The sequence below is a fragment of the Hyphomonas polymorpha PS728 genome, assembly GCF_000685315.1.
GTDB classification, from domain to species: domain Bacteria; phylum Pseudomonadota; class Alphaproteobacteria; order Caulobacterales; family Hyphomonadaceae; genus Hyphomonas; species Hyphomonas polymorpha.
Map to the genome: position 1 here is coordinate 31,922 of NZ_ARYM01000003.1, position 15,588 is coordinate 47,509.

15 protein-coding genes are annotated in these 15,588 nt (G+C 63.5%); 14 read left to right on the forward strand and 1 reads right to left on the reverse strand.

The genetic code is table 11. The features are described from left to right. Nucleotides 1–66: 66 nt before the first annotated feature. The 12 genes from HPO_RS03050 to hisC all read left to right on the forward strand — a co-directional run bounded on the left by HPO_RS03050 (nt 67) and on the right by hisC (nt 13,196). Entirely contained in the window at nt 67–708 is a 642-nt protein-coding gene (locus tag HPO_RS03050) for an RpiB/LacA/LacB family sugar-phosphate isomerase (protein ID WP_035594356.1), read from the forward strand. A 61-nt stretch (nt 709–769) separates the two neighbouring features. After that, on the forward strand, nt 770–1,519 hold the full coding sequence (kduD, locus tag HPO_RS03055) for a 2-dehydro-3-deoxy-D-gluconate 5-dehydrogenase KduD (RefSeq protein WP_035594358.1): 750 nt from the start codon (nt 770–772) through the stop codon (nt 1,517–1,519). 24 nt (nt 1,520–1,543) lie between these two features. Continuing rightward, entirely contained in the window at nt 1,544–2,542 is a 999-nt protein-coding gene (locus tag HPO_RS03060) for a sugar kinase (protein WP_035594360.1), read from the forward strand. A 112-nt stretch (nt 2,543–2,654) separates the two neighbouring features. Beyond that, nucleotides 2,655–3,692 (forward strand): TRAP transporter substrate-binding protein, encoded by a 1,038-nt coding sequence (locus tag HPO_RS03065; protein WP_051612216.1) that lies wholly within the window; start codon nt 2,655–2,657, stop codon nt 3,690–3,692. After that, the gene (locus HPO_RS03070; protein ID WP_035594362.1) at nt 3,689–4,198 is read left to right on the forward strand and encodes a TRAP transporter small permease; all 510 of its coding nucleotides are present in this window, start codon (nt 3,689–3,691) and stop codon (nt 4,196–4,198) included. Before HPO_RS03065 ends, HPO_RS03070 begins: the two co-directional genes overlap by 4 nt. Further along, on the forward strand, nt 4,198–5,478 hold the full coding sequence (locus HPO_RS03075) for a TRAP transporter large permease (protein ID WP_035594365.1): 1,281 nt from the start codon (nt 4,198–4,200) through the stop codon (nt 5,476–5,478). The genes HPO_RS03070 and HPO_RS03075 overlap by 1 nt, the downstream gene beginning before the upstream one ends. A 105-nt stretch (nt 5,479–5,583) precedes the next feature. After that, nucleotides 5,584–5,925, forward strand: coding sequence for a cupin domain-containing protein (locus HPO_RS03080; RefSeq protein WP_035594765.1), 342 nt, complete (start codon nt 5,584–5,586; stop codon nt 5,923–5,925). A gap of 2 nt (nt 5,926–5,927) precedes the next feature. Further along, nucleotides 5,928–6,911, forward strand: coding sequence for an alpha/beta hydrolase (locus HPO_RS03085; RefSeq protein WP_035594367.1), 984 nt, complete (start codon nt 5,928–5,930; stop codon nt 6,909–6,911). A gap of 16 nt (nt 6,912–6,927) precedes the next feature. Next, entirely contained in the window at nt 6,928–9,762 is a 2,835-nt protein-coding gene (locus HPO_RS03090; protein WP_035594370.1) for a phosphoenolpyruvate carboxylase, read from the forward strand. 192 nt (nt 9,763–9,954) lie between these two features. Next, nucleotides 9,955–10,932: a LysR family transcriptional regulator gene (locus HPO_RS03095; RefSeq protein WP_162173996.1), complete on the forward strand. Its 978-nt coding sequence runs from the start codon at nt 9,955–9,957 to the stop codon at nt 10,930–10,932. A gap of 65 nt (nt 10,933–10,997) precedes the next feature. Continuing rightward, nucleotides 10,998–12,047 carry a LacI family DNA-binding transcriptional regulator gene (locus HPO_RS03100; protein WP_084324124.1) on the forward strand — a complete coding sequence of 350 codons (1,050 nt, stop codon included), beginning with the start codon at nt 10,998–11,000 and terminating at the stop codon, nt 12,045–12,047. Between the two features lie 45 nt (nt 12,048–12,092). After that, nucleotides 12,093–13,196, forward strand: a complete 1,104-nt coding sequence (gene hisC / locus HPO_RS03105) for a histidinol-phosphate transaminase (protein WP_035594376.1) — start codon at nt 12,093–12,095, stop codon at nt 13,194–13,196. Here hisC and panC read toward each other — a convergent pair. Then, nucleotides 13,180–14,061, reverse strand: coding sequence for a pantoate--beta-alanine ligase (gene panC / locus HPO_RS03110; protein ID WP_035594770.1), 882 nt, complete (start codon nt 14,059–14,061; stop codon nt 13,180–13,182). The genes hisC and panC overlap by 17 nt on opposite strands. 67 nt (nt 14,062–14,128) lie before the next feature. Between panC and HPO_RS03115 the strand changes: the two genes are divergently transcribed. After that, a complete protein-coding gene (locus HPO_RS03115; protein ID WP_035594378.1) occupies nt 14,129–14,605 on the forward strand; it encodes a hypothetical protein in 477 nt (158 codons plus the stop codon). 60 nt (nt 14,606–14,665) lie between these two features. Further along, nucleotides 14,666–15,553: a division plane positioning ATPase MipZ gene (locus tag HPO_RS03120; protein ID WP_084324125.1), complete on the forward strand. Its 888-nt coding sequence runs from the start codon at nt 14,666–14,668 to the stop codon at nt 15,551–15,553. Nucleotides 15,554–15,588: the final 35 nt, after the last annotated feature.

Here is a 15,588-nt window from a genome sequence, read left to right on the forward strand (position 1 = left end):
TGCAGCCAAGGGTGTCACCGGTTATGACACCGGTTACCAAATGATACGCCGCTAAGGAAACACCTCATGAAAATCGCGCTCATCATTGAAAACAGCCAGGCAGCAAAAAGCAGCATCGTTCACGACGCTCTGAAAACGGTCGCAGAGCCGCTGGGCAATGAAGTGTTCCACTACGGCATGTATACGCCCGAAGACAAAGCCCACCTGACCTATCCGATGATCGGCATCCTCGCCGGCATCCTGATCAACTCGAAAGCGGCTGACTTCATTGTCACCGGCTGCGGCACGGGTATGGGCTCCAACCTCGCCTGCAATTCCATGCCGGGGATCTTCTGTGGCCTGATCGTTGACCCGACCGACGCCTTCCTGTTCGGCCAGATCAATGATGGCAACGCCATCTCCATGCCCTACGCCAAGGGCTTCGGCTGGGCCGCTGAACTCAACCTGCAGGATTGTTACCGCAAGCTGTTCGAGGTCAAGCGCGGCGAAGGCTATCCGAAGGAGCGCGCTGCCGTAATGGCGAAGAATCGCGGCATCCTCAGTGATCTGAAGAAGGCTTCCTGCCACGATATGCTCACCGTGCTGAAGACGATTGATCAGGACCTCCTGAAAACCGCCATCTCGGGCGAAAAGTTCCAGGAATACTTCTTCGCCAACTCGCAGGACGCGGCAATGTCCGACTATCTGAAGGGTGTGCTCGCGTCCTGATCGCAGGCTTCCGGCGCACATAAACATAGAAACTTTAGGGGAGGCTTTCGTGAACCTCAGCATGTTCAGCCTTGAAGGCAAGACCGCCATCGTTACCGGCGCCAATACCGGCCTCGGTCAGGGCATTGCCGTGGCGCTGGCGGAGGCGGGGGCCAACCTCGCCCTGGTCGGCCGCTCCTCGCCGGATGAAACGGTTGAGCGGGTGCAGAAGGCCGGTGGCAAAACGCATGTCATCATGGCTGACCTTGGTAGCATCGACCCGGTCGATACCATCGTCCGCGAGACCGTAGAGACGTTTGGCGGCGTTGATATTCTCGTCAACAATGCCGGCATCATCAAACGCAATGACGCCCTCAATTTTACCGTCGAGGAGTGGGACAGCGTGATGAACGTCAACCTGCGCAGCCTCTTCTTCCTCAGCCAGAAGGCCGCCCGCGCGATGATCGATGCGGGCACGGGCGGCAAGATCATCAATATTGCCTCCATGCTGTCTTATCAGGGCGGCGTCCGCGTGCCCTCCTACACCGCCTCCAAGAGCGGTGTGCTGGGGCTCACGCGCCTTCTGGCGAATGAATGGGCAGGCCGCGGCATCAACGTGAATGGCATTGCGCCGGGCTATTTTGCCACCAATAACACTGATGCCCTGCGCGCCGATGAAAAGCGCAACAGCGAGATTCTCGGGCGTATTCCGGCCGGGCGTTGGGGTCAGCCATCGGATCTTGCCGGCGCGGCCGTATTCCTTTCCTCGCGCGCATCTGATTATGTGCACGGAACAATCGTCGCCGTGGATGGCGGCTGGCTCGCGCGCTAGGCCGGGCCGGGGAGGAAAACAGCCATGGCTGCGCGCATCGTCTGTTTCGGTGAGCTTTTGCTGCGCCTGACAGCGCCGGGGGCGGAGCGCCTGCTTCAGTCCTGGTCGCTGGATGTGTGTGTCGGCGGAGCCGAGGCCAATGTCGGTGTCTCCCTCGCGGCGTTCGGGCATGTTGTGCGCTTTGCCAGCGTCGTGGCGGACAATCCGCTTGGCGCGGCGGCCCTGGGCGAACTGCGCCGGCACGGCGTTCACACCGATACTGTTCTTTCCGCGCCGGGCCGGATGGGGCTTTATTTCCTGGAGCCGGGCGCCGTGCGCCGCCCCTCCCGCATCACCTATGACCGGGCCGGGTCAGCCTTTGCGGCCGCCGCTCCGGAAAGCCTGGATTGGTCTGGCATTCTTCCGGGGGCGGCGCTGTTACATATCTCCGGCGTCACGCCGGCCATCGGTGCGAATGGCGCCGCTGCGGCAGTCCGCGCTGTAAAGGCCGCCGCCGCTGCGGGGGTGCCCGTTTCCTTTGATGGCAACTATCGCGCGCTGCTCTGGGAGGCCTGGGATGGGGACGGCCCGGCGATTCTCAAGGAGATTCTCTCCTGCGCCACCTACGCCTTCATCAACGAGAGGGACATCGCGCTGATCCTGAAATCACGCTTCGAAGATCGCCAATCGGCATTTGAGGCGGCCTTCGAGGCATTCCCGCGCCTTCAGGCGATTGCGGCCACCACCCGCCAGCAATCCTCCGTAGACGATCAGTCGATTGCCGGTGAACTCGTCACGCGGGCGGGCCGCTGGACGTCTCCTGTGCATGAACTGCCGGGCGTCATTGACCGGATCGGGGGCGGCGACGCCTTTGCTGCTGGCGCACTGCACGGCCTGATCGAGGGCAGGGACGGGCAGTACACAATCGATTTTGCCGTGGCGGCGGGGGCGCTGAAACATTCTATCCCCGGCGATTTCGGCCGCATGACGGTCGCCGAAGTCGAAGCCGCGATGGCGGGCGAAAACCTTGATGTAAAACGCTGAGAAGCAGCGTCGAAACAGTGTTGACACCGGTTACCATAACGCCAGTATGGAGCCACAAACAAAACAGGCCGGCTGCAAAAGCCCGGCGCCCAACGGGGGCATGGAAACAGGCATGAGGAAGCCAGCTTCAGCGGATGTGCCAGCTTCGGCGGCTGCAAAAGGCATCAGCCGCCGGCTTGTGCTGGTGGCTGGCGCGGCTGGGGCCGGTCTCAGCGCTTGCGGCGTCCGGTCGGGCCGGGATTTCCTTTCAACTGATACGCACCCGGAAGAATATCCCACTGTTCAGGCGGTCAAGGAAATGGGCCGTCTTCTCAATGTGGGCACAGACGGGCGGCTCGGCATCAAGATCTATGCCGGCGGCCAGCTTGGTTCGGAGCAGGATACGCTCGAGATCACCGTCTTCGGCGGCCTCGATCTTAACCGCGTGAACCTTGCCCCGCTCAACTCCATAGAGCCGCTGACGACGCTGCCTGCGCTGCCCTTCCTGTTCAAGTCCAACGCCCATATGCGCCGCGCGCTCGACAGTGCCATCGGCGACGAAATCCTTGCCTCGCTGGAGCCCCATGGCCTCATCGGCCTCTGCTTCTATGACAGCGGCGACCGCAACTTCTACAACACCCGCCGCCCCATTCGCACACCGGCAGACATGCGCGGCCTGAAGATACGTGTGCCAGGATCAGACCTCTACGTCTCGATGATCCGCGCGCTCGGCGCTGACGCGACACCGATGAGCATCGCCGAAGTCTATCAGGCGCTCGTGCAGGGCGTCATCGATGGCGCGGAGAACAACTGGCCCTCCTATGAAAGCGGCCGCCATTTCGAGGCCGCCAGATATTACAGCCTTACCCAGCATGTCATTGCGCCGGAAGTTCTCGTCATGTCGAAATCCCGCTGGGACAAGCTGGACGAGGCAGACCGCGCACTTGTGCGCCAAGCCGCCAAGGCGTCCGTGCCCTATATGCGCACGCTGTGGGATCAGCGCGTGGAGGAGTCCCGCGCGCGCCTGATGGCCTCGGGCATCGAGGTCAACGAGGTCGAGGACAAGGACGCCTTTGCTGCGGTCATGCGCCCGGTCTGGGATCGCTACATCGTGTCGGATCAGGCCCAGCGCCTCGTCTCCCAGATCGAAGCGATGGGGGAGGGCGAATGATCCGCATACTGTCAACCGTCACACGCATCGCCGCAGACATGCTCCTCAAGGCCGCCGCATTCGGCCTCGTGCTGATGACGGTCATCGTCGGCTGGCAGGTTTTCGGCCGCTATGTGCTCAACTCCACGCCTTCCTGGTCAGAGCAGGCCGCGCTCACCCTGATGATCTGGTATGTCTCCCTCGCTGCGGCAGCCGGCGTCCGCCAGGGCTTTCACATCCGCATCGTGGCGCTCGAAGATGCCGTCTCGCCCGGCCTGCGCAGGGGGATGCAGGTCGTCTCCAACTCGCTTATCGGCCTCTGCGGCGTGGCCATGTTCGTCTGGGGCGGAGAGCTTGTCCTGCGCACCTGGAGCCATGTCGTCCCCTCCCTCGGTATCCCGCGCGGCCTCACCTATCTCGCCCTCCCGATCTCCGGCGCGCTGATGGCCCTGTTCGCTTTCGAGCAAGTGCTCGAGCGCCTCGGATTTCGCGCGCCAGAAACAATTTCGGACAAGGACGCCCCCTGATGGAACTGCTCATTCTCATGGGTGTGCTCGTCCTCCTGCTTGCCCTTGGCGTGCCGGTGGCCTTTTCGCTGCTGGGCGCGTCGATCGCGACATTCCTGGTGATGGATATTCCGCTCGTGGTCGTGTTCCAGCGCCTGGCGGGGGGCATCAGCGTCTTTTCCCTGATGGCCATTCCCTTTTTCATCTTTGCGGGGGATCTGATGTATCGCTCCGGCATAGCCCAGCGCCTCGTTGAAGTCGCCGAGGCCATGCTCGGGCGCACGCGCGGGGGCCTCGGTCTCGTCAATGTCGGCGCCTCCACCATGTTCGGCGCGGTATCCGGCTCGGCCATCGCCAGCGCCTCGGCGATGGGATCAACGCTCATGCCGCTGATGAAGCAGAAGGGCTATGGCGCAGACTACGCCGTCAACGTCACCGTTTCAGCCGCCATCGTTGGCCTGCTTATTCCGCCGTCGCACAATATGATCATCTACTCGGCCGCTTCCGGTATCGGCGTGCCGATCGGAGACCTGTTCCTGGCCGGCGTCGTGCCGGGCATCGTCACGGCGGTAATCCTGATGGCGGTCACCTGGCTCGTGGCTGTCCGCCGGGGCTATCCCAGCGGCCAGTTTCCCGGCTGGGCCAGCTTCGTGCGCGCTATCCTGATTGCGGTGCCGGGCCTGATGGCCGCCGTCATCATCATGGGCGGCATCCTCTCGGGCATTTTCACCGCCACTGAATCTTCCGCCATTGCGGTCATCTACACGGTGCTCGTCGGGGCTTTTGTCTATCGCTCGCTGGGCTGGTCCCGCTTCGTGGACGCTGCCCAGCAATCGGTGAAGGTTACCGCCATGGTGCTGCTCATCATCGGCGCGGCCACCGCCTTCGGCTATGCGCTCGCCGTGCTGGAGGCGCCCGCCCAACTCGCTGAACTCATCACGTCCATCACGCGCAATCCCCTCGCCATCCTGCTCATCATCAACATAACGCTGCTGGTTCTGGGCACGTTCATGGATATGTCACCGCTGATCGTCATCACCACGCCGATCCTCTTGCCTGTGGTGATGGAGGTGGGGGTCGATCCGGTCCATTTCGGTATCATCATGATGCTGAACCTCGGCATCGGGCTCGTCACGCCCCCGGTCGGCTCGGTGCTGTTCGTCGGTGCTGCGGTGGGCGGCATCAAGGTGGAAGATGCGGTCAAAACGATATGGCCGTTCTATCTGGCGCTCATCGTGTCGCTGGTGCTCATCACCTATATCCCGGCGCTGTCGCTCTCTCTGCCACAGATGTTCAAATAGGAGGTCAGGCGCATGATCCGGCTACTGACAGGATTGCCTCTCCTTGCCTTTCTGTCTGCCTGTGCAACGCCCGCGCCGGCACCGCAGCCCGCCCCAGCGCCGGCCATGGTCATCATCTCGGAAGAAGATGTGAAGGTGGACGAACCCCCGCCGCATGGCCGCATCGGCATGAGCACCGCCTGGCGTATATCCGACGCCGTGCCCGTCCGCGCCTTCGAGTTCCGCAAACGGGCGCTCCACCCTGGCAGCGCGATCGGCATCCACCCGATCATTCATGACGAGATCTATTACGTCCTCTCCGGCGAGGGCGTTGTCCATTCCGGCGGCGAGGAACAAACACTCACGGCAGGCATGGCCGCTTATCTCTATACCGGCGCGCAGGTTGGCATCCGCCAGACCGGGCCAGAGCCTCTCGTTCTGATCATCGCCTATCCTCCGGGAGGCTAGCCATGCTTTCCCGGCGCATCCTGCTGGCGGCCTTTGCGGCGCTTGCTGTCGCGGCCGGCGTCTCTGCAGCGCCCGCCGCGCGCCCTGCCACGATTGAAGCTGACGAAACCATCCTTCTGTGGCCGGAAGGTCCCCCGGGCGGTCTGCCGGAAGGCCTGCAGGAGCAGATCGTCCACCGCGACAACCCCTTCGGCCTCACAGACCGCGCGGCCCATGATGTCACCGCGCCCAGCCTCTCTGTGTTCCGCCCGGTTCGCGCGGATGGCTCGGCCATCCTCATCATCCCCGGAGGCGGCTACAAATGGGTGGTGATCGACAAGGAAGGCTTTGAGGGCGCACGCCATTTCGCCGGGCAGGGCGCCACCGTCTATGTTCTGCGATACCGCCTCCCGCATCAGGGCTGGCAGGCCGGGCCGCAGGCGCCGCTTCAGGATGCCCAGCGCGCCATCCGCCTTATCCGCGCCCGCGCCGCCACAGACGGTATCGACCCGGCCCGCGTGATGGTCATGGGATTCTCCGCGGGCGGACATCTCGCCGGCACGCTGGCGATGAAGTTCGACCCGGTTTACGTCCCGCTGGACGCCGCAGACGCTCTCTCGGCGCGGCCGGATGCGGCCGCGCTGATCTATCCGGTCGCGACGATGGCAGACCCTTTCGCTCATGCCGGGTCGCGGCAGAACCTGTTGGGCCCGCATCCCCCCGAAGACGCGGCCGCCGCCTGGTCACTCGAGACGATGGCGCGGCCAGACATGCCCCCGGTCTTCCTGATGCATGCTGCCGATGACGCCGCCGTGCCTGTGGAAAACGCCCTGATCCTCCATGCCGCTCTCCGCCGGGCGGGCGTGCCGGTCGCCCTGCATATCTTCGAGGCAGGTGGCCACGGCTTCGGCCTGCGCGGCATCGAGGATACGCCGCTGCGGTCTTGGCCCTCGCTTCTGCGCGACTGGGGCGTTAACAAGGGCATATTCCCAAAGGTCAATCCCTGAAGGCTGGACCAGAGACATGAAGACGACACGTATCGAGCCGACCCTCTCGGCCGCCGGAGAATACCTGCGCCTGCAGGCAGAGCGGATTGCCGAAGATCCGATGACTAATTCGGTCTTCGCCCTTGCGCAGACCTTGTTTCAAAACATCGAGCAGGGCGAAACCAGCCTGGACGAGGTTGGCGGCCTGATTGATGAAACGCATCTTCTCCTGGTCAGCCAACGTGCCGAGCGTCTGCGGGAACGTCACGCGGGCGCCCGGCCCGAGAAAGCCTGGGCGCCGGTCAGGTCGAGACTGGACGCTCTTGCGGGTCAGGGCTTTGAAGCATTTCGGGCAGAGATCGAACAGGCGCGTGGGGGCATTGTCTTCACCGCCCATCCGACTTTCGCGCTCTCGCCAGAGCTTCGGGCCGCGATTGCCGGAGAGGCGGTCAAGCCTGGCAAGCGTGCGCGCGCGGCGCTGGACAAGGCACTGCAGGCCGATGCGCGCGGCTGGAACCGGTCAATCACCCTGGCCAGCGAGCATGACGAGGTGCAGATGGCTCTTCTCAACGCGGCGGACGCGCAGCAGCGGTTTGCCGCGCTCGTCTACGATGTCGCGCGGGCGCATTTCCCCGAAAGCTGGAAACAGCTCCGGCCGGTCCTGCCAACCATCGCAAGCTGGGTCGGGTATGATCTTGATGGCCGGACCGATATCCATTGGTCGCATTCGATTACTTTTCGTCTGAACGAAAAGGCCGATCAGATCCGGCGCTACCACGCCCGCGTGCAGGCGATCCTGGAGGCCCATCCCGCCGCCACTGGTCTCGCCGCCTTGCTGGAGCGGCTTGATCTTGCCGCAAGTGAAACCGCGCTTCAGGCGGCCATGTTCAGCGGAGACCTTCAGAACCCGGAACATCTGGTTGCCGCGGCCAATCGTCTGACTGCCGAAGGCCCTGGCCGGCTCACGGATGCGGCCGAGATCGTCGCGGCGCTGGATGACGCCCTGGCGGCATCGGACGGGGCAGGCGATCTGGCCCGGGACCTTCTGATCCTGCGTGCCCAGGTCGAGAGCCAGCAGCTTGGGACGGGCCGCATCCATCTGCGGGTCAATGCTGCCCAGATTGCCACGGTCATCAGCCGCGAACTCAATCTTGATGCGGACGAACGCAGCCTCGGCCGGCTGGCGCTGGCAGAGCTTTCGCGCCGCGCCGCTGCGCCCAGGCCGGTGGACGTCAACTTCGCAGATCTGTTCCTTGAACAGTCCACCGCGCGTCGCCAGTTCATGATGTGCGCGCAGATCCTCAAGCATATTGATGCGGGTTCGCCGATCCGCTTCCTCATTGCGGAGAGCGAGAACCCTGCCACCGTCATGGCGGCCCTCTATCTCGCCCGTCATTACGGCGTGAACGGAAAACTCGACATTTCACCTCTGTTTGAGACGCCCGAAGCGCTGGAAACCGGCGGTCGTTTCATTGAGCGGCTGCTCGATGAGCCTGAATTTGCCGCCTATGTCCGCCGCCGGGGGCATCTTGCGATCCAGCTTGGCTTTTCCGATTCCGGGCGCTTCATCGGCCAGATTGCCGGCAATATGGCAATTGAGCGTATCCACAATCTGATCCTGCGCGCCCTTGCGCCGCGTGTGCCCGGCGCGGGTCTTCTCATCTTCAACACGCATGGGGAGTCCATGGGCCGCGGGGCCTGGCCGGGCAGCTTCGAGCAGCGCTTCGATCACCTGCTCACCCCCTGGACACGCACCAGAGCGCACATGCTGGGTGTACGGATCATCCACGAGTCAAGTTTCCAGGGCGGCGATGGATACCTCCATTTCGCAACCCCCGAACTTGCCGAAACGACACTTGCGCACTGGTGCGCCCATCTGCTCGCGCCGCCGCCGGAAAGTGCTGCAGCCGATCCGTTCTATACCCGGACAGATCTGGTCTGGGATTTTTACCGCGCCCTGCGTGCCTGGCATGAGCGTTTCTTTGCCAATCCCGATTATGGCCGTCTGCTGACTGATTTCGCGCCCGGCTTTGTCGTCACCGCCGGTTCGCGCCAGACGCGGCGTCCATCGGGGGCCGCCGGGCCGCGCGCCCTGCGTGCGATCTCTCACAATGCAGAGCTCCAGCAGCTTGGTATCCCCGTGAATACAGCCTCCGGTATCGGCTCCTCCCTGCAGCGGGAAACAGACCGGCTGGTCGATCTCGTCAATACCAGCCCCCGGATGCGCAGCCTTGTCCAACTGGCATGGCGCGCCCGGCTGCTCAGCAGCCTGCCCGTGCTGCGCGGCTATGCGTCGGTCTATAATCCCGATGTCTGGATTGCCCATGCCCGCGCCTCCACGCCGGAAACCACATCGGCCTATCGCGGCGTCTATTATGCCCTGCGCGACGGGGAGACCGCCCTGTCGGTCAACCGGACCGCAAACCTCCTCGCCATCGATCTTGACCGGTTTGATCGTCTGCTCGCCCGCCTCGATGAAGCCCCCTCAACGGTCACGCGCCATGAAGACCGTATCAATCTGCATGTCGTCCATGGCATCCGTCAGGCGCTGATGATGCATGCGTTTTCTCTCGTCGGGCGCCTGCCGCGTATCTCGGAGCGTCACGACACCAGCCTGCGCGACATCATCCGCCTCGTCACCAGCCTGCGGATTGGCGAATGCGTCGATCTGCTGGGGCGTATCTTTCCCCCCTCGCAGGACCAGCTGACACGCCTGTCGTCCGTCACTGAAGCAGGCGGGGCCGAGGCCGGATCGGCGCAGTATGGCTATGATCACATCCATGCCAGCATCATTGCACCGTTGGACCGGATCGATCAGTTGCTTCATCGCATCAGCTTGTCCCTCAACCATCCCTATGACGCCTTCGGCTAAACCGGCGCCCAGAGGCCTTACCCTGCGCCAGGGGCAGCCGCCCTGTAACGCCCTCGGAAGAGGCGAGTTCCGGTACTCGTTAATCAACCAGAGGTCATGTGGGCGCGCTGCTTCAATCAATTGCAGGGAGATTACAGGCAGGCTATCGGCTATGATTATTCTCGGGCTCTGCGATTGGCTAGGTGGCTGCGTATGAATACTGAACGGCTGGATTGGGATACTTTGCGGGTATTTCGCGTCGTGGCGGAACTCTGCAGCATGAGCGGTGCTGCGGCGCGGCTCGGGGAGTCCCCGCCCACCATCAGCCGCAAGATCGATGATCTGGAAACCACCCTCGGCACGCAGCTTTTCATCCGCTCCACGCGGGGGGTGGAGCTGACCGAGGCCGGGAAGGTGGTGCTGCGCTACGCCCACCAGATGGCCGAAGCGGCCAACACGCTCAAGGATCAGGCGGGTGCCCAGCGCGCGCCGGTCGAGGGGCGGATCGTCCTGTCAACGGGTGACGGCATCGGGCCCTACTGGCTGGCCCCGCGCCTCCACGAGTTTCAGAACGACAACCCGCGGGTCCAGATCCGGATGCTGGTCAATGACGAGCCGGCAGACGTCACCAATGGTGAGGCGGACATCGCCCTGCACTTTGCCGAGCCGAAAAGCCATGAACTGCTCCACCATAAGCTGGGCGTGCAGCATTATATCGGCTTTGCCTCCCGCGATTACTTCCGGGAGCGCAAACCGCCGGAAAGCCTGTTTGAATATTACAAGTATCGCTGCCTGATGCACTCTTCCTATGTGAACCAGGTGGAGCGCTGGGCGCCTAAGGTGTCCGAACTGCGGCGGATGATCGATTATGCCTTCGTCTCCAATTCCGGCACCGCGCTGATCCAGTCCTGCGCGGCCGGTGGCGGCGTGGCCATCCTGCCGTCCTTCGTTGCCGCCATCGACAACCGGATCATTCCGCTCGACCTGCCGGAGATCGCGCCCATCCAGTTCTGGGTAGCTTATACTGAGCGCTTCCGCCGGCGTCCGGAGGGCCAGTTGTTCGTCGACTGGATCCGCAAACGGTTCGAGCAGGATGATGCGATGTGGTTCCGCGAACAGTTCGTCCATCCGCGCGATGTGTTCTCGAATGTGCATATTTTCCCGGCTGCGGCTGCCCGCCGCGAACCGTGATTGTCGCGCCTGCCGTTGCTGCCATTGCGCGAGGGTCAGCTCGCGTCCTATGATCCCCGGCAGCATTGATCTGGCAACGGCATCGGGCCGAGGGGGATACCATAGACACAAGTGACCGGCGCCCTGCGACCATCGTTGATGTCGCCCGCGAAGCAGGTGTTTCCTTCAAGACGGTGAGCCGCGTTCTGAATGGTGAGCCGAACGTGCGCGGGGAAACGCGCGCGCGGGTCATGGAGGCGGTGGCAAGGCTTGGCTATCGCACCAACCAGCACGCCCGCAGCCTGCGCGCCGGTCAGAGCCGCCTGATCGGCGTGTTCTATTCAAACCCGTCGCGGAACTATATCGGTGAAATCCAGATAGGCGCGCTGGAGCGCGGCAATGCCGAAGGCTTCAGCATTGCTTTCGAGCATCTGGAGGAAGGCCCGGATGGCACCATCCCGCCAAGAGGCGGTGCGGCGCTGGCCGGTGTGGTCCTTACGCCGCCCCTCACCGAAGACCGCGCGCTCATCGACAGCCTGATTGCCTCTGACACACCTTTTGTGCGCCTCTCCCATACCGAAGCGGAAGGGGAGGTTGGCCACATCACCATGGATGACGAGGCCGCTGCGCGCGAAGTGATGGAGCATCTGTTTGCGCTGGGTCACCGGCGCATCGGCTTCATTGCCGGCACGCAGAGCCATCCCCAGGCCCAGCTACGCGAAGCCGGTTACCGCGCCAGCCTTGCTACAGCCGGCATTCCGGTTGACGAGTCCCTCATCGCGCGCGGCACCTTTGATTACGAATCCGGCCTGTGGGCCGCCGCAGAAATTCTCGCGCGCACGCCCCGGCCTACGGCCGTCTTCGCCAGCAACGACGATATGGCCGCTGCCGTGCTGGCGGTGGCGTTTCGCTCTGGCCTGCGTGTGCCCGAGCAGCTGTCGGTCGTCGGCTTTGACGACACCCCGCTCGCCTCCATCGTCTATCCGGCGCTGACCACAATCTATCAGCCGAGCCGGGAAATGGCCTCGGTCGCCGTGGGGATGCTGCTGGAGAAACGGGCGTCCGACGCGCCGCAAAGGGCGTGCCTGCCTTACCGGCTGGTGGTGCGCGAAACCACCGCAGCGCCCGGGGCCTGAGCCCCCCATTCCCCGGGCCCCGGCTTTCGTGTAAGCGCCGTGCCCATGAACAAGCCCATCAGCCAGATCGCGCCCCTCCCGCACATTGCTGCCACCAAACCCTATGTTCCGGGCGGCAAGCTGCATGGCGCCAAGGGGCCGGTGGCCATGCTCGCCTCCAATGAAAATCCTTTCGGGCCAAGCCCGAAAGCCATCGAGGCGGCCAAGGCCGTTGTCGGCGGGTCGCATGTTTACCCCGATCCTGACTATGGCGCGCTGCGTGCTGCGATCGCCGCGGCCAAGGGCATTGGCGATGTCTCCCGTGTCGTCACGGCGGCCGGATCAGACGAGATCATCCACCTGCTGACCCAGTGCTATGCCGGGCCGGGGGACGAAGTTCTGTTCACCGAGCATGCTTTCTCGATGTACCGCGTCTCTGCCGGCGCCCACGGGGCCACCTCCGTCACGGTGCCGGAAACGGACATGACCGCCGGCGTCAACGCCATCCTCGGCGCCGTCAGCCCCCGCACGAAAATCCTGTTCCTCGCCAATCCGAATAACCCGACCGGCACGATGCTCTCGGTGGACGAGTTGAAAGCGTTGCAGGACGCGCTGCCCCCGCATGTCCTCTTCGTGGTTGACGGGGCCTATTCGGAATATCTCGGCCCCGAGTATGAAGCGCAGCTGCGAGACCTCGTGGACCGGCGCGACACCACGGTGATGATGCGCACCTTCTCCAAGATCTATGGCCTGGCCGCCATGCGTCTTGGCTGGGCCTATATGCCCGCCGCCATCGCCGCGATCTACCAGCGCATCCGGGGGCCGTTCAACGTCAACGCCATGGCTGCCGCCGCTGGCATCGCCTCCGTCGGCGACGAGGATTTCCTCAAGATGTCCCGCGACCACAACACGAAATGGCGCGCCATCATGACCGATGCGCTCAATGCCATGGGCCTGCCCACGCCGCCCTCGCACGCCAACTTCATCGTCACGGAGTTTGGCTCTGCCGAGCGTGCCGCCGCCGCCAACCAGCACCTCAAGGATAACGACATCCTCGTTCGCGCCATCAGCGGCTACGGCCTGCCGACCAAGCTGCGTATCTCGGTTGGCAGCGCAGAAGACAATCAGCGCTTCCTGGACGCAATGAACGCCTTCACCGCGTCACGCTGATATTGTCGATCAGGCGCGTCTTGCCCAGCCAGGCCGCTGCCAGCAGGCGTACAACTGCGCCTTCCTTCATCGGCTCATCGGCAGGAAGCGCCTGCAGCGTCGCCGGGTCCACCAGCGTCACATAATCGATCTTCCGGAAACCGGCGGTGACAATATGGCCTTCGGCTTCCTTCAAGGCTTCTGAGGGCAGGGCGCCGAGCGCCAGGCGGACGGAGGCCCGGTGCATCGCGGCAAAGATCGCGCCGGCGGCGCGCCGTTCCTCAGGGGAAAGATACAGATTGCGGGATGACTGGGCGAGGCCATCGGCATCGCGCTTTGTCTCGCCGCCGATGATCTCGATAGGGAAGCCAAGATCACGCACCATCCGGCGGATCACCTGCAGCTGCTGGTAATCTTTCTCCCCGAACACGGCCACATCCGGCTGCGCGTGCAGGAAAAGGCGCGCCACCACCGTGGCCACCCCGTAGAAGAAATGCGGCCGGTAAATCCCGTCCAGAAGGTCCGAAAGCGATTCGACGCGCACATTCGTCACCGAGCCTTCGGGATACATTTCTGCAACACTGGGCAGATAAACGGCCGTGCAGTTAACGCTCGCCAGCTTGGCAATATCCTCGGCCTCGCGGCGCGGATAGGTGTCGAAATCCTCGCCTGGGGCGAACTGCGCCGGGTTGACGAAAATGCTCGCTACCGTGCGCGTCACCTTTTCCTTAGCCTTTTCAATGAGCGACAGATGCCCCTCATGCAGGGCGCCCATGGTGGGCACGAAACCAACGGTTTCGCCCGCCTGTTTCCATGCCCTGACGCGCGCCTGCAGCTCGCTGCGTGTGCGGATGATCTCTACCGAGTTTTCTTTCGTGGAATTCACTTTCCAGATGCCCTGCTTCAAGATGAAGTTAATGCGTTGTTAACCCATACGCGGGAATTTTACAGACATGACCCAGCGCATCGTAACCACTCTCCGCTCGCTCGCACTTCTCGGTGCTGTTTCGCTTGGCCTTCGCAAGGGAAACATCGCAGAAAGGCACCCCGAACCCATTCTGGGCAGCCTGCGCCCGGATGACGAGAACGATGCCTGGATGTTCGAGAGGTCTGAGACCAACCTTGCCTCCGGTGCCTACATGCTGGAGCAGGAGTATTCCCGCGTCTCCGGTGCTCTTTCGGCGCTTCGCGGTGTGCTGTCCAGCCTCGCTCGCGTTCCCGAAGCTGCCGAAATGGCTTACAGCGCCCCGGCCGATGCTCCGCTCGCCATCGATCCAATGCTCTTCGACGAAGAGCGTGCGGCGATCCCGGTGCTCACCAACGTTGTTCCTTTCGAGGACGACGACCTCTTTGTCGAACATACATTCGCTCTGCCGCGGACCGGTGCCAGCCATGGGCTGCCCGTCGAAGTCCTGCAGCGCGTAGCCTAAGCACGCCTGACGTACGTTTGACCGGCGGATATCCGCCGGAGGAGTTGTGGAGTTCCCCGGATGCCCGCCGACGGCGTCGCTCATATCAGTCGCGTTCCGGGTATGGGTCTTGAGGCTCCTGCGCGGGACGCGCGTGTCATTGTGATTGGCAATGAGAAAGGCGGGGCGGGCAAGTCCACCGTCTCCATCCACCTGTCCATCTCCCTGCTGCGCACCGGCAAGAAGGTCGGCGTCATCGATCTCGATGTCCGCCAGCGCTCGCTCACCCGCTATCTCGAAAACCGCGTCCGCTGGGCCCAGAACACCGGCGCCACACTCGTCATGCCGGAAATCGTCCGCGTCGAGGCCAGCCAGGAGCGCGACCTTGACCGCGCCGAGGCCGAGGAGCGCGAACGCTTCGAATTCGGCCTCGCCCGCCTGAAACAGACCTGCGACTTCATCCTGATCGACGCGCCGGGCGGCGACACCTTCCTCTCCCGCATCGCCCATCGCAGCGCCGATACGCTGATCACGCCCCTCAACGACAGCTTCGTCGATTTTGACCTGCTGGGCGACGTGAACCCGCAGACGCTCGAGGTCCTGCGCCCCAGCTTCTATTCCGAAATGGTGTGGGACTGCCGCAAGCGCAAAGCCCAGACCAGCCGCCGCCCGATTGATTGGGTAGTGATGCGTAACCGGATGTCGCCGCTGGCGGCCCGCAACAAGGAACGCGTCGGCGGCGCGCTGGAAAACCTCTCCAAGCGCATCGGCTTCCGTCTCGCGCCGGGCCTCTCCGAGCGCGTGATCTACCGTGAGCTTTTCCCGGCCGGTCTCACGCTTTTGGACCTCACAGAAGCTGGCTCCAACGTCGCCTTCACGATGAGCCACAAGGCCGCCCGCCAGGAATTGCGCGATCTCGTCATCGTGCTTCAGCTGCCCGAACTCGCCGGCGCCAGCATCGACTTCTGACGGTCTCCCCGCGTCACGCTTGCGACTTATCCACA

What these genes read in the sequence shown, in the direction of transcription:
- kduD (WP_035594358.1), top strand. Translation starts at nt 770, where the DNA reads ATGTTCAGCCTTGAAGGCAAGACCGCCATCGTTACCGGCGCCAATACC.
- HPO_RS03115 (WP_035594378.1), top strand. Translation starts at nt 14,129, where the DNA reads ATGACCCAGCGCATCGTAACCACTCTCCGCTCGCTCGCACTTCTCGGT.
- HPO_RS03065 (WP_051612216.1), top strand. Translation starts at nt 2,655, where the DNA reads ATGAGGAAGCCAGCTTCAGCGGATGTGCCAGCTTCGGCGGCTGCAAAA.
- HPO_RS03120 (WP_084324125.1), top strand. Translation starts at nt 14,666, where the DNA reads ATGCCCGCCGACGGCGTCGCTCATATCAGTCGCGTTCCGGGTATGGGT.
- HPO_RS03085 (WP_035594367.1), top strand. Translation starts at nt 5,928, where the DNA reads ATGCTTTCCCGGCGCATCCTGCTGGCGGCCTTTGCGGCGCTTGCTGTC.
- HPO_RS03080 (WP_035594765.1), top strand. Translation starts at nt 5,584, where the DNA reads ATGGTCATCATCTCGGAAGAAGATGTGAAGGTGGACGAACCCCCGCCG.
- HPO_RS03090 (WP_035594370.1), top strand. Translation starts at nt 6,928, where the DNA reads ATGAAGACGACACGTATCGAGCCGACCCTCTCGGCCGCCGGAGAATAC.
- HPO_RS03060 (WP_035594360.1), top strand. Translation starts at nt 1,544, where the DNA reads ATGGCTGCGCGCATCGTCTGTTTCGGTGAGCTTTTGCTGCGCCTGACA.
- HPO_RS03075 (WP_035594365.1), top strand. Translation starts at nt 4,198, where the DNA reads ATGGAACTGCTCATTCTCATGGGTGTGCTCGTCCTCCTGCTTGCCCTT.
- HPO_RS03095 (WP_162173996.1), top strand. Translation starts at nt 9,955, where the DNA reads ATGAATACTGAACGGCTGGATTGGGATACTTTGCGGGTATTTCGCGTC.
- hisC (WP_035594376.1), top strand. Translation starts at nt 12,093, where the DNA reads ATGAACAAGCCCATCAGCCAGATCGCGCCCCTCCCGCACATTGCTGCC.
- HPO_RS03070 (WP_035594362.1), top strand. Translation starts at nt 3,689, where the DNA reads ATGATCCGCATACTGTCAACCGTCACACGCATCGCCGCAGACATGCTC.
- HPO_RS03050 (WP_035594356.1), top strand. Translation starts at nt 67, where the DNA reads ATGAAAATCGCGCTCATCATTGAAAACAGCCAGGCAGCAAAAAGCAGC.